The sequence below is a fragment of the Flammeovirga aprica JL-4 genome, assembly GCF_012844305.1.
In the GTDB taxonomy this organism is placed as follows: Bacteria; Bacteroidota; Bacteroidia; order Cytophagales; family Flammeovirgaceae; genus Flammeovirga; species Flammeovirga aprica.
The window spans coordinates 23,684-46,730 of record NZ_JABANE010000071.1; the positions used below are offsets into that span (position 1 = coordinate 23,684).

Consider the following 23,047-nt stretch of genomic DNA (forward strand, 5'->3'; position numbering starts at 1 on the left):
ATTAAAACTCATCTTACAATTACTAAAACAAAAACCAAAATGAGAGATTTGTTATTATACATCGCTTTTTTACTGTTCATGTCTTCTACTGCAAATGCCCAACTGATTCCAGTAGAAATCGACCTTTCCAGAAAGAATCCAACTTATCCTTTTTTGCCAAAGGATATGCCGTCAGTGATCAATGATCTGGATCAAATCAAACTATCTTCACCTGTATCTGTACTGACTGAAAATGAAGATTATATTTATGGTACCGTCAAGTTTATTCAAGGTGGAACAAATAACTTGATTACAGTGATTCATGTGAAAGATCAGCTGACTGGAGATAAAGTGAAATTGAAGTTGGAAGACATTAAATCCATTATTCTGACAGGAGAAAAAACTATTTCGGTAGAACAGCTTTCTAATCAACATAAATCCATCAACTATGTTGGCGATAAAGATATTTCTGGAGTAAAGAAGTTAGGATTTGCTCAAAATCAAGTAACCTATTTTGAGAAAATAAAGATCAAAAAAGGGAAGAAAGAAAAAGAAGTTTTATTGCAGGCTGTGAACTATGAATGTATGGGCTGTAATCAAGTGACTTTATATTTTGATCCTCAGTCAAAACCGACTCAAGTAAAGGTTAATTTGGATATCAAAGAGCAAGGATATCGTTACAAAGGGGCAGTGATGGAATTTGTACCTGATGCTTACTATGTGAAAAATAACACCACTGACGAAGTGATTCATATTTCTCAAAAGTCATATAAACAATCCAATGGTGAATATGCGTCGTCGGTTTATGAGAATGCTGAATTGGTAAGCAACCTAAAGAAAGGGAATGAAGCGTCGGTGAGTAAATACAGTGAGCAGAATTGGGCTTTCTTTTTATTGAACACCATCAATTACAATAATCAATTGAATGTTCCGGTGGAGAGTAAGTAGTAAAATAGATTAAAAGCCTATTTAATTTAGAAAGATAAATGTAGATTTAAGCAGTAAATCCTAAGTATAGAATGAGGTTCTAACTTTGGGTTTACTGCTTTTAATTTATAGATAAATAAGATGAAGATATATTTTTCAGGTTCAATCAGAGGTGGCAGAGAAGATGCCGAACTTTATGCCCAAATTATTGAAGAACTAAAGCAATACGGAGAGGTATTGACAGAACATATTGGCCAAATGGATCTTCAAGAAGAGGAAATCACTGATGAACAAATTCACAATCAGGATATGGCTTGGCTGACTGCATCAGATATAATAATTGCAGAAGTGACTGTCCCTTCATTAGGTGTCGGGTATGAGATTGGTAGAGGTTTGGAGATGAAAAAGCCGATTTATTGTTTCCATAGAACAGAAAAAACTTCGGCAATGATTTCAGGCTGTAAAGAAATCGAAACTTATAAATATGATCAGAAAGAGGAAATCAAAGCCCTTTTTTCAAAACTATTTCAAGAACAGTAGACGCTTTTAGTGAATCTGTGAATAGAGCATGAAGTTTGATATGTGAAAATCCGATCTGAATAATTTATTGAACTTGTTTCATGTTTTTAGATCGGGTTTTTTCTATATTGTACTATTAATACTCTTAGTTTATAGATTTTTCTACTACAAAAGATAGAATTACGAGCAATACAAAATTCAAAATTACATGAGAAAGCGGCTTACTTTATTACTTTATTACCTTCTGTCCTCAATGCTTGCGGTGGCTCAATTAGCTCATACAAATCATAATACATTATCCTCAAAAAAAGGTCAGGTACTGGAGTTTAAAGATCAAAATCAGTTACTTTCTCCAAGATTGAGTTTTGGGTATACCAATGACGCCAATTATATTTATATGGCTTCTGGCGTAACTGAAAATAAAGAATTTGTAAGTACAATTGAGCGTTATAATCCAGAAGACAACAGTTGGGAAGAGCTTTCTAAAAAACTGACACCTTTGCAGTATGCCTCTCTTTCTATCAATGAAGACAAATTATATGTTATCGGTGGAGTGACTAAAGGTGGAAAAGTGAATTCCAAGGTGATCATTTATGATTTAAAGACAGGAAAGTTTTCAAAAGGACTAGATCAATCTTCACCAACAGCAAGTTGCGGTTCTGCAGTATGGGGAGGTCAGATTTATATCTTTGGAGGATCATATGATAAAACATTTTATTCAAAGACTTTAAAAAGATATGATCCCAAAACTAATACATGGGAGAAGTTAGCCAATATGCCTGAAAAGAAAAGTACGAAAGGTGAAATCATTGATGGAAAACTTTATACTATTGGCGGTTATAATGGAAAAAAGGCTTCCAATAGTGTGGATGTTTATGATATCTCTTCAGATAAATGGGGACATGTTTTTGATTTACCGGTAGAGGTTTCAGCACACGCTACTGCTGTTATCGATGGTAAAATCTGGATTGTAGGAAATTACAATGAAGAAAGTTACTTGGCTTCTATAGATCCTATCAATAAAATATATATTGAGTATAATTCAAATATGAAGGTTAGCCGTCATGGCGGTTGTGCTTATATCAATAATGAACTTTATATTTTCGGTGGAATAAAATCCACTACAGGTAAAGCATTGAGCAGTTTACAGAAATTGGAGATGTAAAATTTCATTGTATTGTTTCAGAAGGTCAATAAGGTAGAAGATATCTTAGAGCGTGTTTGAAATAAGGAGATATAGTTTTTTATTAATTTCATAAAGAATGGAGATCGTTACATAATTTTAGGTTCGACCAAAAACCAAGAAAATTATGCAAAGCAAATACAATGATTTGACCGACCTCCAATGGAAAGTTATAGAAGTATTCTTAGAAAACAATAAACCTCGCAAACTATGTTTGAGGATGGTAATGAATGCTATCCTTAATATCACGCGAACAGGTAGTCAATGGCGTAATCTTGATAGCCGTTTCCCTAATTGGCAAAGTGTCTATTATTACTTTAGTAAATGGAAAAAAGATGGAACGTTAAAGCTGATTATGTGTGAATTATCTATTCTTGATAGAGGGCTGAGTCATAGAGAATTGGAACCTTCATTAATAGCAGTCGACAGTCAGAGTATAAAGCTTGCTCCTATGTTGAATGTCGCCAGGGGTGTTGATGGAAATAAAAAAATTAATGGTCGAAAAAGGCATATAGCTGTAGATTGTGGTGGGCGTTTGTTCGCAGTATATGTAGGACCAGCTAACGAGCACGATGGCCATGCTGGTTTAGAATTGCTTAGTCAAGTTGAATCTGTGAGTAGTCGATTAGAGGTGATTAGAGCGGATAAAGCTTATGGAGGTACTTTTAAGAAATCCGCAAAGTACTTTGATTGGAAAGTTGACACAACTCAGTCTCCTCCTTCAAAAGACAGAGGTTTTGTTCCCGAAAACCATCGATGGCAAGTAGAACGATCTTTTGCTTGGTTAAACGGATATAGAAGGTTATCAAAGGATTACGAGAGAGACCCAGCTTCATCCGAAGCTTTTATATCTCTTGCATTTATAAATATGATGTTAGCAAGAATTGACTCTTAAGGTTTCAAACATGCTCTTATTGACTTTTTTTATTTCGAAAATGTCAGTTATGGTCGTATTGTATTGATAAAGAAGAGTTTGAATTGAGTTTCAATAATTTTAATTCAATTTAAATAACCCAATGAATAATAAGACACAACTAACTTTCTAAAACATTTCGAAGGCCTTTCATGTTATATTTAGTATATTATAGATGATGAAACTTTATTGTGAAGCAAACCAATTTTTATCATGCGAAAGACTATCTACTTAATGATCTTATGGTTTATCTATAAGGTGTTTTTGAGTCCTTACGATAGGTCATCAAAAGTATTGATCAGATTTAACTCAAAGTTTTAATCTAAAGAAAAAGCACAGACCTTTTAAAGAGATCTGTGCTTTTTTAGTTTGTGCTGTGTTTCGTTACCTTAAACTACTCTCAAAAGTAACTGAACTGATACTCCAAACTGCTTTTACTTTTCTTTCTTTCATCGAAAGCCCTCTTGTATTGGTATTGATACTGTTGAGGAGATTAACCAAAGGATCTCCGCCTACACCTGACCTTGTAGAACGAACACCATTTACATTAAACAATTGTTCTGGATTTGGGATGGCCTCTTCTGAAGCTAAAACAAACATTTTATCTACTCCGGTACCTTCAACCGTAAATTCAATATAGTTTCCTTCAAGATCAACTGGCACTACATCCTTTTCATATCCCTCAAGAATATTATCAGATTTATTATCTGAGAAATCAAAAGGCAGTAGAAGTTGCATTTGCCCATCATTGTCAATCATAAATACATACAAGAACATATTTCTTTTCTTCCAGCGGGCAAAAAGGGCAGGGTCTTTCTGGAAAGCTAAACGCATATTCTGTCCTTCATAAATTTTACCGCCGTCAATAACACTTCCGTTATCCAAGTCCTGAAGACACAATTTGTAAGGGAAAGCCATACTTGCCGGAGATCTTAAAGTCATCCATTTTTTGATCGTCCCAATTTTTTGAGCTTGATCAGTCAAGTTGTATTTGAACGACTGACTATTTACACTAACTGGGTCTGCAAACGTAGGAAGCGTTTTTGTCTCTTCACTTTGAGCATTGGCAGACTGTAAAGTCCATGCATATTTTAATTTTCCCTCTTCATAGAAACCACCCAAGATATAGGAAGCCTCAATACTATTCTTCGATAGTTTGGTAGCGGATTCCTCAAATTCACCTTCAAGTAATTTATACTTATCTGTTGATAAAGGTAGGTTGACGAAAAGTTTTACACTTTTATTGCCATCGCAGACTAAGCCACTTACAGCTTTCTTTACTACTGCTGGATTAGGGTTTGGAATCACTTTCTGTTGACCGCAAGTATTTGAAACAATCCACTGAGAAGTACTTTCATTGAACGCTAGCGTATGAGTACCTACTTCCCAAGGTTTTACAAAAGTGAAGTTAGCACCTTTTAAGGACTGTAGGTCATGCCCGATACTGGTGATCTGAATATCACTTAACGAACTCTTTGAAGCATACACTACCAAGTTAGGGTGATTTGCATGTGCCCAAACTTTTATTTCAAAAGCATCTCCTTCTTTAATACTGCTTAAACTTCCACTTGTTACTTTAGCATAAGAAGAAGTCATACCGTCTAAAGTAGAAATTTCAAGTTCAATTCCTTTATCATTTTTAAGTGTCGTTCCTTTCGTGATTTTCAAAGCAGCACCACCTAGTAGCTTTACTTCTCCTGAAGAACTGTTTACTTTTTCTACAAATAATAAAGGATTATCAGAAGTCGCTACATTCTCACCAAATAAAGCTTTATTCATACGACCTTCCTGTCCTTCAAAAGTAGGAGTCTGTACTTTACCATTGAATCTTAATAAAGAGCGAATTCTTTTTTCCAATGTCGCTACGTTTTCAACAGAAGGTGAAGCATTGATGGCTTGAAGAAATGCATCAGTGAAAGCACCTTGAGGAAGTCCTTCTGTGTTGACCGTTTCAGAAGCGGTTTCATTATTCTGAGCCGCAGAGATAATTAATGCTCCTCTTGTTGCCGGAGGGATAGTTTTAGGAACAGAAGTTTTGATATCAGGAAATTTATGATTCAAGCTTCTTGTAACCGGAGTTTCTGCAGTAATGGCATTTCTACTTACAGAGCCACTATGACAACTGTCGAAAATTGCCGTCACTAATGCTTTTTTATTAGTCAGAGAAAGTAAAAAGGCATTAATCTCTGTATCAAGAATATAATTCTGCTTTCCTTTATATGCATCAGACGGTACAATACATTCCTGTGTCTTATCTGCTTCAAAGTGTCGGCTGTTTTCCACTTGAGAACCATGTCCTGCATAATAGAAAAAGACGACATCATTGGCACTTGTATTACTTTGAAGCCATTTAAAAGCTTCTTTCAGTCCTTTTGTAGTAGTTTCTTCTGGAGTGTCTAATACTTTGATTACATCAAACTGATACTTACACTTCAGTACATTAGACATTGCGTTAGCATCTCTAACAGCACCATTAAGGTTTCTCCAAGTTAATGTTTCACCAGTAGGGGTATCGGGTACATATTTATCAATACCAATTACAAGTGCAATTTTTTTGGCACTTGCATCCTGTAAAAGACAAGCGAAGGCAATGATGGCGAGTAAAATTGTTTTCTTCATAAAAAAAAGGAATACAACAGAATAGGTTTTGTTTGTAATATTTATCAAAAATACTAAAATATATAACATCGATTATTATTAAATCATTATAAAAACAAATGTAAATCACTTATTTTATTGAAATATTTTATTAAATGACTATATTTGCTTGTAATATTTTCAATAAAACACGATTATCTTTTACGGATATATCAATGTGATGCGAGAACGAAAAGAAGAAGTAAGATGATCTATTATAGTACTAAACGACAAGCGGAAGAGGCTAGTTTAAAAAAAGCACTCTTCAAAGGGCTACCAGAAGACAATGGTCTATATATGCCTGAGACAATTGCGAAATTACCTCAAGAATTCTTTGATAATATTGAGAATTTATCATTTCAAGACATTGCGTATGAAGTGACAAACACAATATTAGGTGGAGATGTTCCTTCAGAAGAAATTCGCAAGATTGTAGATGATGCCGTTAACTTTGACGCACCAATCGTGAAAGTAGTAGATCAAATTTACTCACTTGAATTATTCCATGGTCCTACTTTAGCATTTAAAGATTTCGGTGCAAGATTTATGGCTCGTTTGATGTCGTATTTCTTAGACAAAGGTGAAAATCTACACATTTTAGTAGCAACATCAGGTGATACTGGTAGTGCAGTAGCACAAGGTTTCTTTGGTGTGGAAGGTATTCAAGTGACCATTCTTTATCCTCAAGGAAAAGTAAGTCCTATTCAAGAGCAACAATTGACAACAAATGGTGGAAACATCAAAGCTGTTGAGATTGAAGGTACTTTTGATGACTGTCAGCGTTTGGTAAAAGAAGCGTTCCTTGATCCGGAATTGAGTGAGGCGTTGAACCTTACTTCTGCCAACTCAATCAACATTAGCCGTTTGATCCCTCAGTCATTCTACTACTTCAATGCTTTTGCACAATTGAAGAGAGAAGGCTTTAAGAAAGTAGTATTCTGTACACCTAGTGGTAACTTCGGTAACCTTTGTGGTGGATTGATTGCTAACAGAATGGGATTGAAGGTTGAAAACTTTATTGCAGCAACCAACTCAAATAAAGTAGTTCCTGTTTACTTGAAAACAGAAGTATTCCAACCGAAGACTTCGATTTCAACAATTTCAAATGCAATGGACGTTGGAAACCCTTCTAACTTTCCTCGTTTATTAGAATTGACAGGAAATTCTTATGAGAAATTGATAAAGAGAATTTCAGGTGCTTGGTACAGTGACGATGACACTGAGGCAACAATGAAAGAAGTGTATGACCAAACACAATATGTAATGTGTCCTCATACAGCAATTGCTTACAAAGCCTTGAAGGAATATATGGATGGAAATGATTTAGGTAAAAAGACAGCAGGTGTTTTCTTATCTACTGCACATCCAGTAAAATTCGTAGAAATTGTTGAGCCAGTAATCAACAAGAAAATCGAAATTCCTCAACGTTTACAAGAAATCATTGACAGACCGAAAGAGGCAACGTTAATGCCAGCTGATTTCAAACAGTTCAAGAAATACTTGATGGCTGAAACAGAACTTGTAAAGAGCTAATCAGAAGAATACATCACATTCTTCTTCTAAATAGATAAGGTGAAAAGTAGTTATTTCAATTACTTTTCACCTTTTTTGTTTTAAGTACTAAGCCAAAAATAATTGATAATTAATTCTGTCTTGGTACTTAGTACCAGAATACCTAATCCTTATTTCATTGTCACAATGCTAGTAGAAATTACCAACAGAGATACATGGCTGGAAACAATAGCAAAGTCTTTAAAAACAGACCTTCAAGAGGGAGCCGATAGTTTTACTTTTGATAATGAGGTAGGTAAAGGGACTTTCAGTTGTTATAATGTGGAAGAAGGAATACAGGTTAGAAGTATCAATTTCACATTAAATCAAGAAATCTTATTCAAGGAGCAAGCTAGAAAAAACAAGCAGACGCTCATTATTAGTTTTTCTTTTCAAGGTTTTCCAGAGGGCACAGTTTTCGTAGAACATCCACAAGAAGTTTTAAATGAAGAAAGACAAGTATTGATCTATTCTGATAATTCAACTATGATTGGGCGTTTTCCGGTGGATAAACCTAGAATGTTTATTGAACTTCATGTGGGATTAGATTGGTTGAAACGAAACTATAAAGATTTTATTGATCAATATCCCAATGTTGATGTTGGCTTGAAAACGAGCAGGTCTTATTTAGCAAAGCAATCTTATACATTGAAGCATCAGAAATCTTTAGAGGAATTGATGTTTACAGAATACCCAGATGAAATAAAGACACCTGTTTATAAAGGACTTGTATTGATTATTGTCGCTGATATTCTAAATCAATTACAAGTATCTTCTTCTAACGTTAAAAAATTTACTTTTTCTAGAGAAGTTCAAATTGAGTTAGATGACTTGGAGGAGTTTATAAAAAGTAACCTAGACAAAGAAATAAGCATTGAAATGTTGTGCAAAAGAATAGGTTACTCTAAGACGAAGTTACATACTTTGTTTAAGTCCTATTTTAAATATTCGATGTATGATTACATAAAACATTTGCGTTTATCTAAAGCGAAGTCCTTACTATTAACAACTGATTTGCCTATTTCTGAGATTTCGATCCAAGTGGGCTATCAATCTATACCGCATTTTACCAATAGATTTAAAAAAGAGTTTGGTGTGACTCCAGTACAATTTAGAAAAGGCTATAACACAGAAATGCTTTAAATAAGGCTGTTTTATCCTGTTTTTTTAGAAAATAATTACCCTACATCAATTTATTATTTAATCTTTTCCTCTGTCTTAGCACAAAAAAACATCTCACTTTTTATCTAATTCTCCTGTTTTCGGTGATAATTATCATTAATAAGTTTGTTTAAGTGTGAACAATATTGAAAAGAACAATCGCATAATTATAAATGGATTTTCAAATAATTAAATTGTTAAACCATAAACTATATTTGACGTGTCAATTAAATAAGTTGCACGTTTTCAAAGAGTTGTTTGAGCCTAATTTTACACTTGTCATAAAATGATCATAATCGATAATTGAACGATTGTGTATAACAGATCAAAATTATCTACTTCAAACAAAAGCTTTAAAACGACCTCCAGTGATGAGGTAATACAAAATAGATACCTAATAAAATCCTTACTTGAGATGAAAAAGAAAATTACCTTTTCGTTTTTATTCCTGATGTATGTATTGGTGACAATGCCTACTTCTGCATTTGCTATGGTTAGTCCTGATAAAGTAAATGCCTTTGCTGATATTATGGCTTGGGTAGTAATTAGTGTTGTTCCTATTGTAGGAGCAATTGTATTCTGGAAAATTCATGTGATCCCTGAACAAATTGCTAAAAAGAGAAATCATCCTCAAGCAGATTCAATTCACATTATGTGTTTACTTTCTTTGGTTATGGGAGGAATGCTATGGCCAATCGCGTTGATTTGGGCTTATTCAAATCCATATCAAATTCATGTCACTGAAAAGCAAGCCTTTGGTGAGAATTCAGATACAGACGAATCTTCAGAAATTAAAAAAACAGACGTAGCTTAATCAAAGCCTAATCTTCAAAATCTTATAAAATCAATAATCATGGTAGATTTAATATTAATTGTTTATTGTCTTATTGTATGGTTGGTATTTATCAAATTTAAATTACTAGCCTGGAACACCACTTCAAAAATCATCGTTTTCATTATTCCAGTAATTGGAGTTTCTTTCTTGATCTTAGCAATGAACGTACTCATGCCTTCATCAGATGATGTAAGGGTGTATAATAAAACCGTTCAGATTAAGGCCAATGTTCGTGGTCGTGTGCAAGATGTTTTAGTACAGGAAAACTCTAGAGTAAACAAGGGTGATACTTTATTTATCATCGAACAAGCTCCTTTCTTAGCTCAAATTGAAGGATTGAATGCTTCTATTAAAAAAGCAGAAGCTTCAGTTAGCGTTCAGTATAAAAATGTAGATGCTTTAAAAGCAAGCAGAAGAGCAGTAGAAGCTCAATTGGAATTACAAAGAACGCGTGAACGTCAATTCCAGGAGCTAGTTGATGCAAATGCAGGTAACAAATTCGATTTACAACAAGCTCAGAACAATGTAAAGCAATTGGAAGCTCAATTGGCTCAAATCAAAGCACAAGAAGCTTCGATTTTGGCTAACATCACAGCGGAATACAATGGTCAGCAAGTATCTGTTGCAGAGTTGGAAGCGAAGTTAGAGCAAGCAAAATGGAACTTGGAGCAGACAATCGTAAAAGCTCCAATTAATGCTACTGTAGTCAATTTACAATTACGTCCTGGTGCAATGGCTCTTCCTCTTACAGACTTAATGTCATTGGTAGAAGGCCGTCAGAATATCATAGCTTCATTTGATCAAAATGAGTTGCATAAAATTCAAGAAGGGAATGAAGTAGATCTTACTTTCGTTACTCGTCCTGGTGAAATTATTCCAGCAAAAGTAGAGTCTGTTGTTTGGGCATCAAGCAGAGGTCAGTTATTGCCAAGCGGTAGAGTACCGGAAATCGATCAAAACTTACAGAAAAGAGGAAAGTATTTGGTGAAATTCTCTACGGAAGAGGATTATAATATCCCAATGGGTGCCAATGGATCAGTAGCAGTTTATACTTCTACAATGCAACCTTTCTATATTGTACGTAAAGTAATGATTCGTCTTTCAGCTAAAGTGAACTACTTGATTTTGAAAGCTCACTAAAATAGACCTTCATTATGCAGTTATATAAAAAAATAATCATCTCACTAAGTGCCTCAATGGTACTTAGTGGATGTCTGAACCTCAAAGATGCTCCCACATCTGATGAGATAAAAGAAGATAACCAAGCATTGGAAAATATGCAGATTCCAAATGACTGGGTATTTCAAGAAATTGACTCTGCTAACATTGATTTAGGCTGGGCCAAAGAATGGGAAACAGCTGAGTTGGATTCTATCATTGCTGAAGGGTATCGTTTTAATGCTGATATCAATGTTGCCGCTTCAAGAATTGAGCAAGCAAATGCTGCATTGAAAATAGCAAATTCAAGACTGTTGCCGATGATTGGTGCAGGTGCTCAAAATGGCTACAACTTCAATGGTGGTAATCAAACTATTGGTTATGGTATGGTCAATATGTCATGGGAAGTGGATCTTTGGGGGAAACTTCGTTATGCGAAAAAAGGGACTGAAACCATGATCTATTCTGCTGAATATGGTAAGCAGAAATTAGAGCAGGTATTAGCGGCTACAATTGCCAAAGCATGGTACACTTCTGTATTTATTAACCAGCAAAAAGAATTAGTAAATCAGGCTATTGAGGCTACGTCTGAGATGGCAACCTTGAATGAAGCAAGATTGAAAATTGGTGTTGCCAAGGAATCAGATGTATTGCAGATGAATGCTCAGGAAGCAAAGTTCAGAGAAACTTTAGTGAAGCTAGAGCAGATTGAAAAAGATACTAAAAGATCAATTGAGTTATTGATTGGTAGATATCCAAAGGGTGAAATTGAAGTAGCTTCATCACTTCCAGAACTTGCTACTGAAGTACCAGAAAACTTGCCAATGAGCATGTTGGAAAATCGTCCTGATATTATGATAAGCCAATATGCAGTACAAATGGCATTTTATAATACTGAAGTTGCTAAAGCAGCACGTTGGCCTAAAGTGAGTTTAAACTCTTCTTTTGGAGCTGTGAATTCAACTACTCAAGCATTATTTGGTTTGTCAAATCCACTGGTGACAGTTGGAGCCAATTTAGTGACACCAATTTTCACTTGGGGAGCGATCAAATCGAATATTGAAATTCAAAACGAAGCACAGAAACAAGCCGTTTTATATTATGCGAAATCTTACTTGACGGCATTAAGTGAAGTGGAGACAAGCTTGAACGGTATCAATGCGGTAGAAGGAAGATTTACTCAATCTACGATTGCATTGGAAAACTTAGAACGTACTTACCAATTGTCAGAATTGCAATATAAAATTGGTAATGAAAATATGTTTACCCTATTACAGAAGCAGTTGCAACTATTGAACGAAGCGACGAATCAGTTGAACCTGAAGTATGAGAAGATCTCGCAGAGGATCAATCTTTATTTAGCTTTAGGTGGTGATTACATTGCGAAAAATTAATAGGATGAATAATTTGTAATGCACATTTTGTGTAGAAAAGCTCCGTGTCTTTTGATGCGGAGCTTTTTTTGAGCATGTTTGGAATATATATATTTACTGAAAGAGATGTTTCAAACATGCTCTTATTACTTCTGATTTAATCCAAATTTAGGATCAATTTTCAGTTTCAGACAAAAGCCAATAGCCGGTATTCCTGAAATAACGACCCAAAGGAAGAAATTGCTATACCCTAAAAACTCTTGAATATAGCCTGAAGGCATGCCCGGAACCATCATACCGAAAGCCATCAGACCTGTGCAGACCGCATAATGTGCTGTTTTATTTTCTCCTTGTGATATATAAAGCATGTACATCATTAGTGCAGTGAATCCAAATCCATAGAAAAACTGCTCAATAGCAATTACAATACCTGGGAAGAGAAGCCCTTCAGGAGTGAAAGAAGCCAAAAGCCAATAACCAAGGTTGGGTAGGTTGATGGAAAGGACCATAGGAAGTACCCAGAACTTCAGTCCTTTTCTGTAGATAGCAATCCCTCCTAATATTCCACCAATTACTAAACAAGCAAGGCCAATAGTTCCATATAGAATACCGAAATCTTCATTGGTTAATCCGATACCACCTACCTCTCTATCATCCAACAAAAACGGTGTAGCAATTTTTACCAATTGAGCTTCACCTAAGCGGTATAATAAGATAAAACTAATAGAAAGTTTGATCCCTTTTTTATTAAAGAAAGTGAGGATAGGAGAGTTAAGGATTTGAGGCTGTGTTTTCGCTTTTTTCTTTAAATCGAAATAAGTGTAGATGATTACTAAAATACCCAATACGAGATAGGTCCAAGTAGTATCGATGTTCATGAACTTATTGATCAAGAAACCGCCAAGACCAATGATACAAATCTGACTGATGATAATAGCAACCTCTTTTAATCCTCTTTGTTGTTCTTTTTCTGACCTTAAAGTTTCGGTGTTAGGTAAAATAAATTTATGCAATAAACTAAATCCAGCCATGCATGCACCAAGTACCAAAAAGGTTGTACTCCAAATAGTCGTATAATTTTGATAGGTTTTATAAAAGTGTCCTGTCAAGTACACAATTCCACCTTGACCTACCCACATTGCAAGTCTGTAAAATGTACTTCTGATACCGACAAAAAATGCTTGTTGATCATCTCGAAGACCGATCATATAAAAACCATCTGTGGCAATATCATTAGTGGCAGATGTTAGGGCGACAATCCAGAAGGCAGCTAGAGAGTACTGGAAAAAGTTATCCATTGGCAAGGTGAAAGCAACAGCAGCGAACGCTCCTCCAATCACTAATTGCATCATGTAAATCCACCATTTCTTTGTGCGGACTACATCCACTACCGGACTCCAAATAGGTTTGATCACCCAAGGTAAATACAACCATGATGTATAAAGAGCAATTTCAGCATTACTGATATTTAAGTTTTTATACATAATGACTGCCACTGTCATCACTATCGTGTAGGGAAGGCCTTCCACAAAATAAAGAGTAGGGAGCCACTGCCATGGGTTTCTTTCCTTCTGCATGTGTAGAGTAGTTTAATTAGTGAAGTACTTTAACTTTTTTGGAGAAAAAGTTTCCTGCCTTAAGCATAATCGCATTGCTTATACCGCTTTCATTATAATTGCCATCCAATGCTGTAACAATGTAAGTATATTTTTTTCCTTTTTGAAGGTCACGGTCCACATAAACCTGCGTTTTATAAGGTTCTTTCTTTACGATAGCATGAATATACTTGCCATCCAAATGCCCAAATCCACCCTCCTCATAGCGGTAGATTACATATTTTTTGATGTCTGATCCTCTATCTCTGTCTTCCCATTGCAACGTAACCCCACGGTCAACGTGCCCGTCACTTCCAGTAATTCTTACTTTTGAAGGAGCTTCCAGTTCTTTAGTTGTCACAGAAGGAGGAAGGACATAGTTTTTATAATTGACCTTGATGGAAGTCGTCACATTCATAGGGTCTTCAAACAGGTACTTCGCACTGAAGAAAGCATTTCCTTTTACTTTGTCATATTTTCTATTGATGTACATCTGTTCCGAAATCTCCTTAGGATCTTCCCACTTAGTACCTACTTTATATAGTGCTTGACCGATGTATAAATTGGTATTGTAGCAGTTATTGTTCCACCACATCACCACTTCCTCATAAGGGGCTGCACCTAATTTTCTGTGCCAGTACACTTGAGGAATCACATAATCAATCCATCCTCTTTTCATCCATTTTACAATATCAGCGTGCAGGTCATCATAATTTGTGATACCGGCTCTTGTATTGGAACCTTTCGGATCTACATTATTATTTCTCCATACACCAAAAGGACTGATGCCAAATTGAATATCAGGTCGTTCTGCTTTCAGTTGCATAGATAAGCTTTGCACAAAGTAATCTACATTATCTCTTCGCCAGGCGTCTTTGTCTTGGAACTGACTGCCATATTTTTGAAATGACTCTTCATCAGGAAACTCTTTACCTTGGATTTTGTAAGGGTAGAAATAGTCATCAAAGTGAATGCCATCAAGATTGTAATGTCTTGCCACTTCCATAATAGCTTCTAATACAAATTTTCGTCCTTCAGGGTGTCCTGGATCGAAATAGTATTTATTGCCATATTTTACAAACCATTCTCTGTGATGGAAAAATGGATGTCCGGGTGCTAAAGCTGTCGTATCGGCATTCATTGTCACTCTATAAGGATTGAACCAGCCGTGAAAATCCAAATTTCTTTTATGTGCTTCCTCAATCATAAATTGAAGCGGATTGAAATAGGGGGAAGGTGCCTTGCCTTGCTTTCCAGTAAGGTATTTACTCCAAGGTTCGTATGATGATGGGTAAAAAGTATCAGAAACGGGTCTTACTTGAACAATAACAGTGTTGAAACCAAGTTCTTGAATTTTGTCAAGATAACGGACGTAATCTTCTCTTTGTTCTTCCGTAGTTGTAAGGTTAGGGGCAGGGAAATCAATGTTGTTTACCGTGGCAATCCATACACCACGAAACTCTCTGTTACTTTGAGCTATAAGATTAGAACAAGTACATAAAAGAGTAATAAAAAAAAGTTGAAGTTGTAAAAAATGCTTCATGTCTGTCGGTAAAATCAATTAAGCCATGAAGATACAGCATTTAACTACTACGACAAATGATATTGAATTAATCCTTCTGTAGGCGATTGAATAATTTCAGGGGCTTCTAATTCACAATTTTCAAATGCCTGTAGAAGTAAAGGAGAGAAATGATGAGCAATAGAGCCAGTGATTTTTACTTGGGTTGTATTCTTATTGAAAAAGGGGAGGATGTAATATTGAATAAATTGATGAAACTGTTCCAGTATCAATGCTTTTAGTCGTTCATCATGTTGATGATGTTCTATAATAAAAGGAGCAAAAGAAGCACAGAAGGTATTAGGGTTTTTCTTTTTATAAAGTGCTTCTAATATGTCTTCAGTAGTCAGATTAAAAGTATCTATGAAGTGACTGATCGTTTCCATAGACAGCTGAGTAGTCAAGAGTTTTTGGAGGAAAGCGAGACCTAAAGTGGCGCCACTTCCAAAATCACTCAGCATATACCCCAATGAAATCGGCTTTTCAATAATTTGTTCTTGTCTATACAGGCAGGAGTTGGCACCTGTACCTAGAATTGCAGCAACACCAGACTGTTTACCCAGCAAACCCCTGGCAGCACCCATTAAATCTGTATCAATAGTAATATCAGTGGCAGGCAATATAACAGACAATGCATTTTTGACTTTCAATTGTCTTTCCTCAGTACTGCATCCAGCACCATAGAAAAACACCTTCTCTATTTCATTGATTTCAATAGTTTCCTGTAAAGCATTCAGGTCTTGTTGAAATGCTTTGCTCAGCTCTTCTTTATCCCAGAAAAGGGGATTGTACCCTGCTGATTTGAAGGTGGAGACTACTTTTTTTTCTGAAACATTCAGTAAAGTCCAGTCTGTTTTAGTTGATCCGCTGTCTGCTATTAATTGAAAAATAATGGAATGATTTAAGTTGAAAAAAGTTTAATCTTTATCCTGAGATTTTTGGAAGATCATCAAGTCAGTACCATTTCTTTGAAGTGCAAAAACCACAAAAATGATCAGAGCAATGACGAGTACAATACTTGTAGCGGCCATAATCTTATAAATATCAGTATTGGCCTGTGTTTCCAATTGTTTTTCTTTCAGCTGAATTTGTTGCTGTTGCAATTCCTTTTGCTGTGCCAGCTGAAGCTGAAGGTCTTTATCATTTGCATTAAGTACGGCAGAGTTAAGTTCACCTCTAGTTTGAGCAAGTTCCTGCATCAAGTTATTTGTTAATTCTTTTTGCTTTCTCAATGCTTCCTGCGCTGCAATTTCAGATTGCTCTGCCAGTTTCTGTTCTTTTAAAGACTGCACATGTTTAGCTTGTGCTTTTTCCAGCGACTCCTGTGTTTCAGCAAGCTGTTGCTGTGTACTTTTCAGCAGTTCATTATGTTCTTTAGCACGTTGACTCATATCCTGAATCACGCGGTTATTTTCATCAATATTTCTTTGGAGACGGAATTTATCATCTTTTAGTTCCGATATTCTCGTTTCTAATGATCGGATAGACCCTTGCTTCATATCCAGCTTCTGATCATTAGTGTTGAGTTCCGCTTCTCTTTCATTCAATCGTTTTTCTAATCGGAGAATATCATCTTTCAGGTCGAGGATACGATCATTCTGATGTTTTATTTTAGAAAGGTAAGCACCACTTTCAGCTTCAATTTGAGCATTTTTCTTTTCTAACTCATTGATTCGCATTCTTTGATGTTTTGAACCGTCAGCGCCAGAAAAAGCTGCATATACACCAAGCACCCCACAGACCAGTAGTCCTATGACTCCCACTCTTACCCAACTTTTTTGTTGAACGAGTTCTTCTTTGAAACCATTTGTATTATTTCTCATTGACTGTTTCGCGAACAATAAATATTAATATGACAGATAAAGAGGAAATTTAACTGAATTAAGCTTAGATAAGTTTCCTGAATTTTATAGAGAATGCGATTAACATCCTCCAAGGAATCATGTACTTTAAGTCGAGTTATAATATTGTGATTTTCAACTTGTATTCAAAATAAAAATTAAAAAAATAAGTACCGAAATTTACTTCCATTATACTCCCTTTTCACCTGATTAAATTAGTGTAATTAGTACTGTTAATGAGGTGATTAACTAAAAAATGGACATGAATCCCTTATTTGTTACACAAATTTAATAATAAAACTCGATTTTTTTTGCTTCAAAACCTTGAAATGAAACTTATAAAACTGCTTATCGTACTATGTAAAATGCAATTTTATATGCTTTAAATGATGTAACCTTAGAATAGTGCAATAAAAGATTTGTTTTGTATAAAAATAAGGTTGCAAATAAGTGTTAAAGCGTTATGATTATATTACAAGAGTATGTTATATTTGCATCCAATATTTTAATAAACGATAATTATTAGAATAACTCGCTGATAATCAGCACAAGCGTCAGACGGACACTTGATCTTTTTACGAAATAAACTTTTAATGAGAAAGTTTTTACTTATTTTAACCGCGTTTGTATTAAGTATAGGAATTACTGATTTTGCAGTAGCATCTTCAAATAATTCTATTACAAGTGTAAAGGATACGGATACAATAAAGAGAGAAGATTATATAAGAACTTTATATAAAGCTTTCGATCCAATCTGTAGAAAATACGGCATCAATACAAAAGTGGCTATATCCCAAGCAATAGCTGAGCAAGGTTGGGAACTGAGAAAAGACTTCAGAATTTTCAACATTGCATCCACAAACCCTACTAGAAGTAAATTAGTTTACGACAACGGGGAGCAACGTTTCAGACGCTATAGAGTATATACGTCTTTAGAACAAGCGGTGGAGGATTATTGCAAAGTGCTAACTAGTTTCCACACTTACCGCAAGAACGGATTGTTTGAGACCTTAGATCCAAACATGCAAATCGAATCAATTGCGAAAGGTGGATATGCAACAAACCCAAAGTACCAGCAATTGGTAACTGCGGTAATGGAGAGATTTGTATCTCCTGTTGTAGATTATTTACGTGAAGAAGAGGCTCTAGCGAGAAGATCAGAAGAACTTCAATCTGTAGCATCAATTAGTAGCGTAGAAGCACAACACATCCGCTTCTGTTTACCTTCAGGGTATTAGAAGCTGACCCTTTTGACCTAACATATCGAAATTATACGAAACAGGAGATCCTACGAATTGTAAGATCTCCTGTTGTTATTTAAAGGGTGGAACAAATTTCTGTGTTAAATTTTCGTTATCTGATAATTTCTCGATTTTTTTCAAATAACGTTACTCGGGTTTAAGAATAGAGTTAATTGTGCCGTCCATATCTTTATACCCTCTGCGTCCAAGGTCGCGGACAACTTCTCCTTGTGCAAGGAGATCATCCCAGATGTTCATCTCTACGATTTCATAGAAATTTCTTTCATCTTCCTCAGTAGCAAATTGGTAAAGATCTTTCAGACCTTTGCGCTGAATCTCATCTTTGATCAAGATGTCTTTCATGCGTTGAATGAGTTGAGCACATACACCTAATTCAAATTCTGAATTAGCGCGGATGGAAACATTAAATTCATAACTGTCTCCTTGGGCAGTGGCCGTAACGCGGGGTTTGATAAAATGCTTCATGAGGCTCTGTTTACGTAGTTTTTTGACTTTTTTCTAGACCGGTACACGGTAATGAGACGGGTGTCCTCGAAGATAAAAATGTACGATTTGTACTTCCTTTTATCTCTTCGGCAGTGTGAACCATAGCTCTCTGATTTATACGCCTGGTACACGATGTTTAGATAATCTCTTTTTCGCCAATGACGACATCTTTTGGACATCGCATTATAGGCATGGGTGCTGATTTCAATAAACATATAAGCTAGAAAATAAAAAAACGCACAGTCTCCCGTCTAGAGCTTGCACGTCGATGATAAAAATAGATAAGTAACTAGAGTGCCAAGCACTTACATATAATTTAAGAAAAAAAAAGGAGAAATGCACTTTTTGAAGGTGAACGCCTCTTTGTAATAGGATAGGGCAGGTGGGTTTGGATTTTTCCTAAATCAGATTTCATGAAAAGTTGACCCCATTTTTATTGTATTCTCAAATATGTTGCGTATTTTGAAAGTCCGTGCTCTTAAGTTTAGTAACTTGCACAAAAAATAAATTTAAAGGTATGAGTAAAACTCCTCTCGAAGAAGGGAAAGATTATTACATTGAAAACGGCTTATATGTTTTCACAAAGGAGTATCACTTGAAAAGGGGATATTGCTGTAAGAATCAGTGCAAACACTGCCCTTGGGGATTCAAAAAGAAAAAGCAGAAAACCTCGGTGTTTTAATCAGGTTGGAAACAATAAAAAAAGGATTGATTAAATGTTTAAGTTTAATCAATCCTTTTTCTTTTCTAATAGGAAGTTAAGAATTAACAATGGAAAATGAAGCAAGGTCATTCTTCATTGTTAATTCTACATTCTTCATTTATTAGTAAGAATATGTTCCGTAAGGAGAGTGAATGTCTAATGACTTACTTCCTTCTTTTGTTTCTACACGACCAACGATTTGAGCATCTACATTGAATGACTTCGAGATATCGATGATTGTCTGAGCATGTTCAGGAGCAACATAGATTTCCATACGATGACCCATGTTAAATACCTTGTACATTTCGCTCCAATCTGTACCACTGTTCTTGTGAATCATTTCGAAAAGTGGAGGGATAGGGAATAAGTTGTCTTTTACAACATGTACATTGTCCACGAAGTGCAATACTTTCGTTTGAGCACCACCGCTACAGTGAACCATACCGTGAATTTCTGGTCTTAACTCGTCCAATACCTTTTTGATGATTGGAGCATAAGTTCTTGTAGGAGACAATACCAATTTACCAGCATCCAAAGTCAAGTCTGCAATGGCATCTGTAAGCTTTTGCGTACCCGAGTAGATCAAGTCATTTGGAACTTGAGGGTCGAAGCTTTCAGGGTATTTCTCTGCTAAATATTTTGCAAATACATCGTGACGAGCAGAAGTAAGACCGTTACTTCCCATACCGCCGTTGTATTCAGATTCATAAGTTGCTTGACCGTAAGAAGCTAAACCTACAATCACATCACCACCTTGGATGTTGCTGTTGTCGATTACTTCGTCACGTCTCATTCTTGTAGTTACTGTACTGTCTACAATAACTGTTCTCACTAGATCTCCAACGTCTGCAGTTTCACCGCCAGTACTGTGAATATCAAAACCGTTGTCACGAAGCATTTGTAATACTTCTTCCGTTCCGTTGATTAACTCAGAGATAACCTCACCCGGAATAAGGTTTTTGTTTCTACCAATTGTAGAAGATAAAAGTGTACTGCCTGTTGCACCAACGCAAAGCAGGTCATCCGTGTTCATGATGATTGCATCTTGAGCTATACCTTTCCAAACCGACATATCGCCCGTTTCTTTCCAGTATAAATAAGCCAAAGATGATTTAGTACCCGCACCATCAGCGTGCATGATTGCACAGTAATCTGAATCGCCTGTTAGAATATCAGGAACGATTTTACAGAATGCTTTTGGAAATAAGCCTTTATCTAATTGCTTGATGGCATTGTGAATGTCCTCTTTTGAGGCGGAAACACCGCGCTGTGCATATCGCTCTTGCATGAGATTCAATAGGTTGTAATGAAAATGAAAAGCCCATACCCTGTTATTATTTTAATATTCAATGGGAATGGGCTGATGGCGCAAAATTATACTTTTTGCGGGGATTATTAAATGTTTTGTGTAAGAAAATAAGTCATACCGTTGACTTTAGTTGATATTTTTAACGTATTAACGCTCCATTGCCACATCATCGGCAGTGATTATCGGTGCATTATTTCCCCAAGAGTTTCTAATATAATTCAAAACATCAGCTGCTTCTTGGTCTGACAATGCCCCTTGTTCAGGCATTGCACCTGTATACGTCACTCCATTGATCGTGATTGGTTCTTCTAAACCATGTAATACCTGACGAATAGCTTGATGCTTATTTTCAACTAAATATTTAATGCCTGATAATGGGGGAACCTGTGGCTCAATTCCTTGTCCTTGCTCTAAATGACAATGCATACAGTTGACCATATATACTCCTTGACCTCTTTTAATACTTTCTTGTAATGGGTTATAATCTATAAATGAAAATAAGGTTATGGCAGCTAATAATGATAGGTATAGTGTAATTTTTTTCATGATGAATATCTTTAGGTGTTAATTTTACAATTATAATTCAAATGTACTCTTTTTTACAATTACCGCAAGTGATAATTATCAATATTCTGAGAAGAATTTTAAGGGGTTAGTATTCTATTTTCTTCTTGAAAAATGGGCTTTTTGAATGAATTGAAAAGTATTTTCTAAGAAGACGCAAACTTTTCTAAACCCAACCCAAATAACGCGAAATCATATTTCACAGGGTCATTTTGATCAATCTTTTTTAAATTTTCAGTCAGCTCCACTGCCGCTTTCCAATCGGATTGTTTTCGGGTCAATAACTTCAACTTTCTGCTCACTCTTTCCACATGAACATCCAAAGGACAGATCAGCTGATGAGGCTGAATGGTATTCCAAATTCCAAAATCTACGCCTTGATCATCTTTCCTGACCATCCATCTCAAAAACATATTGATTCTTTTACAAGCCGACTTTCTAGCAGGCGTAGCAATATGCTTCCTAGTACGCTGAGGGGCATCTTCGTCTTCAAAGAAATAATCATGAAAGGCGATAAGGGAGTGCTCTACATTTTCATCTTTTTCAGAATAACCAATCAGAAAAGCATCCTCTAGTGAATTGTGTTTTTGATAATGCTTTTGGAAGAAAGAAAGGAAATACAATGTATCCACATCATTGAAGGTACGGTGCTTGAAATTCAGAAAAGGTTTTAAATCACTTTCTGTATGATTGATAATAAAGTCATGAGGAGCATTGTCCATCAAAGTCACTAGCTCTTTGCACTTGTTGATGATGGTTTTTCTTTGCCCCCAAGCTAATACGGCCGCCCAGAATCCCATGATTTCAATATCCTCTTTTTTTGAAAAAGAGTGAGGGATGCAGATAGGATCATCTGGAATAAAATTAGGCTGATTATATTTTTCGTAACTGTTTTCAAGAAGTTCGTACATGTCAAAATTATATTTTTGAGTGTTTAGACCCCGAAAAATAGCCCTAAATCACCTTTTTTTCTTAATGATTGTAATATTTCTTCTTTTTTTTTGAAAAACGTTTGGAGTGAATAGGGTTTTCAAATACCTTTGCACTCGCAAAAAACAGTTGCTCCGTTCGTCTAGGGGTTAGGACGCCAGGTTTTCATCCTGGTAGCACGGGTTCGAATCCCGTACGGAGTACAAGTCTGATTGAGACTCAAAATCAATACCCCGCTCCGTTCGTCTAGGGGTTAGGACGCCAGGTTTTCATCCTGGTAGCACGGGTTCGAATCCCGTACGGAGTACAAGTCTGATTGAGACTCAAAATCAATACCCCGCTCCGTTCGTCTAGGGGTTAGGACGCCAGGTTTTCATCCTGGTAGCACGGGTTCGAATCCCGTACGGAGTACAGATCCTGTTTCAGAAATGAGACAGGATTTTTTTTTGCCCAATTTTTAAAAAACTCTTCTTTACAATAACTTAAAGTGGGTCAGCACCAAAAGTTGGGCAAAGACCATAATGTTGCTACCTTTGTATTCTTATGAATGACGATTTATT

At 35.8% G+C, this 23,047-nt stretch carries 20 protein-coding genes and 3 tRNA genes; 14 read left to right on the forward strand and 9 right to left on the reverse strand.

The features are described 5' to 3' along the window. Positions 1 to 39: 39 nt before the first annotated feature. From HHU12_RS22130 to HHU12_RS22145, 4 genes are all read left to right on the forward strand, one after another. Positions 40 to 927, forward strand: a complete 888-nt coding sequence (locus HHU12_RS22130; RefSeq protein WP_169658926.1) for a hypothetical protein — start codon at positions 40 to 42, stop codon at positions 925 to 927. Between the two features lie 120 nt (positions 928 to 1,047). Continuing rightward, positions 1,048 to 1,446: a nucleoside 2-deoxyribosyltransferase gene (locus HHU12_RS22135; RefSeq protein WP_169658927.1), complete on the forward strand. Its 399-nt coding sequence runs from the start codon at positions 1,048 to 1,050 to the stop codon at positions 1,444 to 1,446. 187 nt (positions 1,447 to 1,633) lie between these two features. Continuing rightward, positions 1,634 to 2,590, forward strand: coding sequence for a Kelch repeat-containing protein (locus HHU12_RS22140; protein WP_169658928.1), 957 nt, complete (start codon positions 1,634 to 1,636; stop codon positions 2,588 to 2,590). A gap of 145 nt (positions 2,591 to 2,735) precedes the next feature. Next, on the forward strand, positions 2,736 to 3,503 hold the full coding sequence (locus tag HHU12_RS22145) for an IS5 family transposase (protein WP_240971071.1): 768 nt from the start codon (positions 2,736 to 2,738) through the stop codon (positions 3,501 to 3,503). A gap of 402 nt (positions 3,504 to 3,905) precedes the next feature. Here the strand turns inward: HHU12_RS22145 and HHU12_RS22150 are convergent, their stop codons facing one another. After that, positions 3,906 to 6,140 (reverse strand): caspase family protein, encoded by a 2,235-nt coding sequence (locus tag HHU12_RS22150; protein ID WP_169658930.1) that lies wholly within the window; start codon positions 6,138 to 6,140, stop codon positions 3,906 to 3,908. 225 nt (positions 6,141 to 6,365) lie between these two features. Between HHU12_RS22150 and thrC the strand changes: the two genes are divergently transcribed. The 5 genes from thrC to HHU12_RS22175 all read left to right on the forward strand — a co-directional run bounded on the left by thrC (position 6,366) and on the right by HHU12_RS22175 (position 12,257). Beyond that, positions 6,366 to 7,691 carry a threonine synthase gene (gene thrC / locus HHU12_RS22155; RefSeq protein ID WP_169658931.1) on the forward strand — a complete coding sequence of 442 codons (1,326 nt, stop codon included), beginning with the start codon at positions 6,366 to 6,368 and terminating at the stop codon, positions 7,689 to 7,691. Positions 7,692 to 7,856: 165 nt separating this feature from the next. Next, the gene (locus HHU12_RS22160; protein ID WP_169658932.1) at positions 7,857 to 8,852 is read left to right on the forward strand and encodes a helix-turn-helix domain-containing protein; all 996 of its coding nucleotides are present in this window, start codon (positions 7,857 to 7,859) and stop codon (positions 8,850 to 8,852) included. A gap of 433 nt (positions 8,853 to 9,285) precedes the next feature. Next, a complete protein-coding gene (locus HHU12_RS22165) occupies positions 9,286 to 9,684 on the forward strand; it encodes a DUF3302 domain-containing protein (protein ID WP_169658933.1) in 399 nt (132 codons plus the stop codon). 39 nt (positions 9,685 to 9,723) lie between these two features. Beyond that, entirely contained in the window at positions 9,724 to 10,845 is a 1,122-nt protein-coding gene (locus tag HHU12_RS22170) for an HlyD family secretion protein (RefSeq protein ID WP_169658934.1), read from the forward strand. A gap of 14 nt (positions 10,846 to 10,859) precedes the next feature. Then, positions 10,860 to 12,257: a TolC family protein gene (locus tag HHU12_RS22175; RefSeq protein WP_169658935.1), complete on the forward strand. Its 1,398-nt coding sequence runs from the start codon at positions 10,860 to 10,862 to the stop codon at positions 12,255 to 12,257. A 125-nt stretch (positions 12,258 to 12,382) separates the two neighbouring features. On the opposite strand, the gene HHU12_RS22180 is transcribed toward HHU12_RS22175, so the two are convergent. Genes HHU12_RS22180 through HHU12_RS22195 form a run of 4 tightly spaced genes read right to left on the reverse strand, consistent with a single transcriptional unit; the run spans position 12,383 to position 17,215 of the window. Further along, complete coding sequence (locus tag HHU12_RS22180; RefSeq protein ID WP_169658936.1) at positions 12,383 to 13,813, reverse strand: MFS transporter; 1,431 nt, start codon at positions 13,811 to 13,813, stop codon at positions 12,383 to 12,385. Positions 13,814 to 13,829: 16 nt separating this feature from the next. Next, the gene (locus HHU12_RS22185; protein ID WP_169658937.1) at positions 13,830 to 15,374 is read right to left on the reverse strand and encodes a glycoside hydrolase family 10 protein; all 1,545 of its coding nucleotides are present in this window, start codon (positions 15,372 to 15,374) and stop codon (positions 13,830 to 13,832) included. A 47-nt stretch (positions 15,375 to 15,421) separates the two neighbouring features. Continuing rightward, a complete protein-coding gene (locus HHU12_RS22190) occupies positions 15,422 to 16,285 on the reverse strand; it encodes a BadF/BadG/BcrA/BcrD ATPase family protein (RefSeq protein ID WP_169658943.1) in 864 nt (287 codons plus the stop codon). 24 nt (positions 16,286 to 16,309) lie between these two features. Then, positions 16,310 to 17,215, reverse strand: coding sequence for a hypothetical protein (locus tag HHU12_RS22195; RefSeq protein WP_169658938.1), 906 nt, complete (start codon positions 17,213 to 17,215; stop codon positions 16,310 to 16,312). Positions 17,216 to 17,826: 611 nt separating this feature from the next. On the opposite strand from HHU12_RS22195, the gene HHU12_RS22200 reads away from it, so the two are divergent. Beyond that, positions 17,827 to 18,471, forward strand: coding sequence for a glucosaminidase domain-containing protein (locus tag HHU12_RS22200; RefSeq protein ID WP_169658939.1), 645 nt, complete (start codon positions 17,827 to 17,829; stop codon positions 18,469 to 18,471). A gap of 150 nt (positions 18,472 to 18,621) precedes the next feature. Here HHU12_RS22200 and HHU12_RS35090 read toward each other — a convergent pair whose 3' ends face one another. After that, positions 18,622 to 18,960, reverse strand: a complete 339-nt coding sequence (locus HHU12_RS35090; protein WP_062620173.1) for a hypothetical protein — start codon at positions 18,958 to 18,960, stop codon at positions 18,622 to 18,624. A gap of 538 nt (positions 18,961 to 19,498) precedes the next feature. Between HHU12_RS35090 and HHU12_RS22210 the strand changes: the two genes are divergently transcribed. Next, positions 19,499 to 19,663 carry a DUF5522 domain-containing protein gene (locus HHU12_RS22210; RefSeq protein ID WP_169658940.1) on the forward strand — a complete coding sequence of 55 codons (165 nt, stop codon included), beginning with the start codon at positions 19,499 to 19,501 and terminating at the stop codon, positions 19,661 to 19,663. Positions 19,664 to 19,805: 142 nt separating this feature from the next. Here HHU12_RS22210 and HHU12_RS22215 read toward each other — a convergent pair whose 3' ends face one another. The 3 genes from HHU12_RS22215 to HHU12_RS22225 all read right to left on the reverse strand — a co-directional run bounded on the left by HHU12_RS22215 (position 19,806) and on the right by HHU12_RS22225 (position 22,468). Further along, entirely contained in the window at positions 19,806 to 20,972 is a 1,167-nt protein-coding gene (locus HHU12_RS22215; protein WP_044210748.1) for an AIR synthase related protein, read from the reverse strand. 168 nt (positions 20,973 to 21,140) lie between these two features. Next, positions 21,141 to 21,539 (reverse strand): c-type cytochrome, encoded by a 399-nt coding sequence (locus tag HHU12_RS22220; RefSeq protein WP_169658941.1) that lies wholly within the window; start codon positions 21,537 to 21,539, stop codon positions 21,141 to 21,143. Positions 21,540 to 21,703: 164 nt separating this feature from the next. Beyond that, entirely contained in the window at positions 21,704 to 22,468 is a 765-nt protein-coding gene (locus tag HHU12_RS22225; RefSeq protein ID WP_169658942.1) for a TIGR02757 family protein, read from the reverse strand. A 150-nt stretch (positions 22,469 to 22,618) separates the two neighbouring features. Between HHU12_RS22225 and HHU12_RS22230 the strand changes: the two genes are divergently transcribed. The 3 genes from HHU12_RS22230 (at position 22,619) to HHU12_RS22240 (ending at position 22,898) form a co-directional block, all read left to right on the forward strand. After that, positions 22,619 to 22,690 (forward strand) — tRNA-Glu (locus HHU12_RS22230). Between the two features lie 32 nt (positions 22,691 to 22,722). After that, positions 22,723 to 22,794, forward strand: a tRNA-Glu gene (locus tag HHU12_RS22235). Between the two features lie 32 nt (positions 22,795 to 22,826). Further along, positions 22,827 to 22,898 (forward strand) — tRNA-Glu (locus HHU12_RS22240). The last annotated feature ends 149 nt before the right edge of the window (positions 22,899 to 23,047 follow it).

Coding starts and splice junctions, on each gene's coding strand:
- HHU12_RS22140 (WP_169658928.1), top strand. CDS start 1,634: ATGAGAAAGCGGCTTACTTTATTACTTTATTACCTTCTGTCCTCAATG.
- HHU12_RS22150 (WP_169658930.1), bottom strand. CDS start 6,140: ATGAAGAAAACAATTTTACTCGCCATCATTGCCTTCGCTTGTCTTTTA.
- HHU12_RS35090 (WP_062620173.1), bottom strand. CDS start 18,960: ATGAAGCATTTTATCAAACCCCGCGTTACGGCCACTGCCCAAGGAGAC.
- thrC (WP_169658931.1), top strand. CDS start 6,366: ATGATCTATTATAGTACTAAACGACAAGCGGAAGAGGCTAGTTTAAAA.
- HHU12_RS22200 (WP_169658939.1), top strand. CDS start 17,827: ATGAGAAAGTTTTTACTTATTTTAACCGCGTTTGTATTAAGTATAGGA.
- HHU12_RS22225 (WP_169658942.1), bottom strand. CDS start 22,468: ATGTACGAACTTCTTGAAAACAGTTACGAAAAATATAATCAGCCTAAT.
- HHU12_RS22130 (WP_169658926.1), top strand. CDS start 40: ATGAGAGATTTGTTATTATACATCGCTTTTTTACTGTTCATGTCTTCT.
- HHU12_RS22135 (WP_169658927.1), top strand. CDS start 1,048: ATGAAGATATATTTTTCAGGTTCAATCAGAGGTGGCAGAGAAGATGCC.
- HHU12_RS22145 (WP_240971071.1), top strand. CDS start 2,736: ATGCAAAGCAAATACAATGATTTGACCGACCTCCAATGGAAAGTTATA.
- HHU12_RS22185 (WP_169658937.1), bottom strand. CDS start 15,374: ATGAAGCATTTTTTACAACTTCAACTTTTTTTTATTACTCTTTTATGT.
- HHU12_RS22210 (WP_169658940.1), top strand. CDS start 19,499: ATGAGTAAAACTCCTCTCGAAGAAGGGAAAGATTATTACATTGAAAAC.
- HHU12_RS22215 (WP_044210748.1), bottom strand. CDS start 20,972: ATGCAAGAGCGATATGCACAGCGCGGTGTTTCCGCCTCAAAAGAGGAC.
- HHU12_RS22175 (WP_169658935.1), top strand. CDS start 10,860: ATGCAGTTATATAAAAAAATAATCATCTCACTAAGTGCCTCAATGGTA.
- HHU12_RS22160 (WP_169658932.1), top strand. CDS start 7,857: ATGCTAGTAGAAATTACCAACAGAGATACATGGCTGGAAACAATAGCA.
- HHU12_RS22220 (WP_169658941.1), bottom strand. CDS start 21,539: ATGAAAAAAATTACACTATACCTATCATTATTAGCTGCCATAACCTTA.
- HHU12_RS22170 (WP_169658934.1), top strand. CDS start 9,724: ATGGTAGATTTAATATTAATTGTTTATTGTCTTATTGTATGGTTGGTA.
- HHU12_RS22165 (WP_169658933.1), top strand. CDS start 9,286: ATGAAAAAGAAAATTACCTTTTCGTTTTTATTCCTGATGTATGTATTG.
- HHU12_RS22195 (WP_169658938.1), bottom strand. CDS start 17,215: ATGAGAAATAATACAAATGGTTTCAAAGAAGAACTCGTTCAACAAAAA.
- HHU12_RS22180 (WP_169658936.1), bottom strand. CDS start 13,813: ATGCAGAAGGAAAGAAACCCATGGCAGTGGCTCCCTACTCTTTATTTT.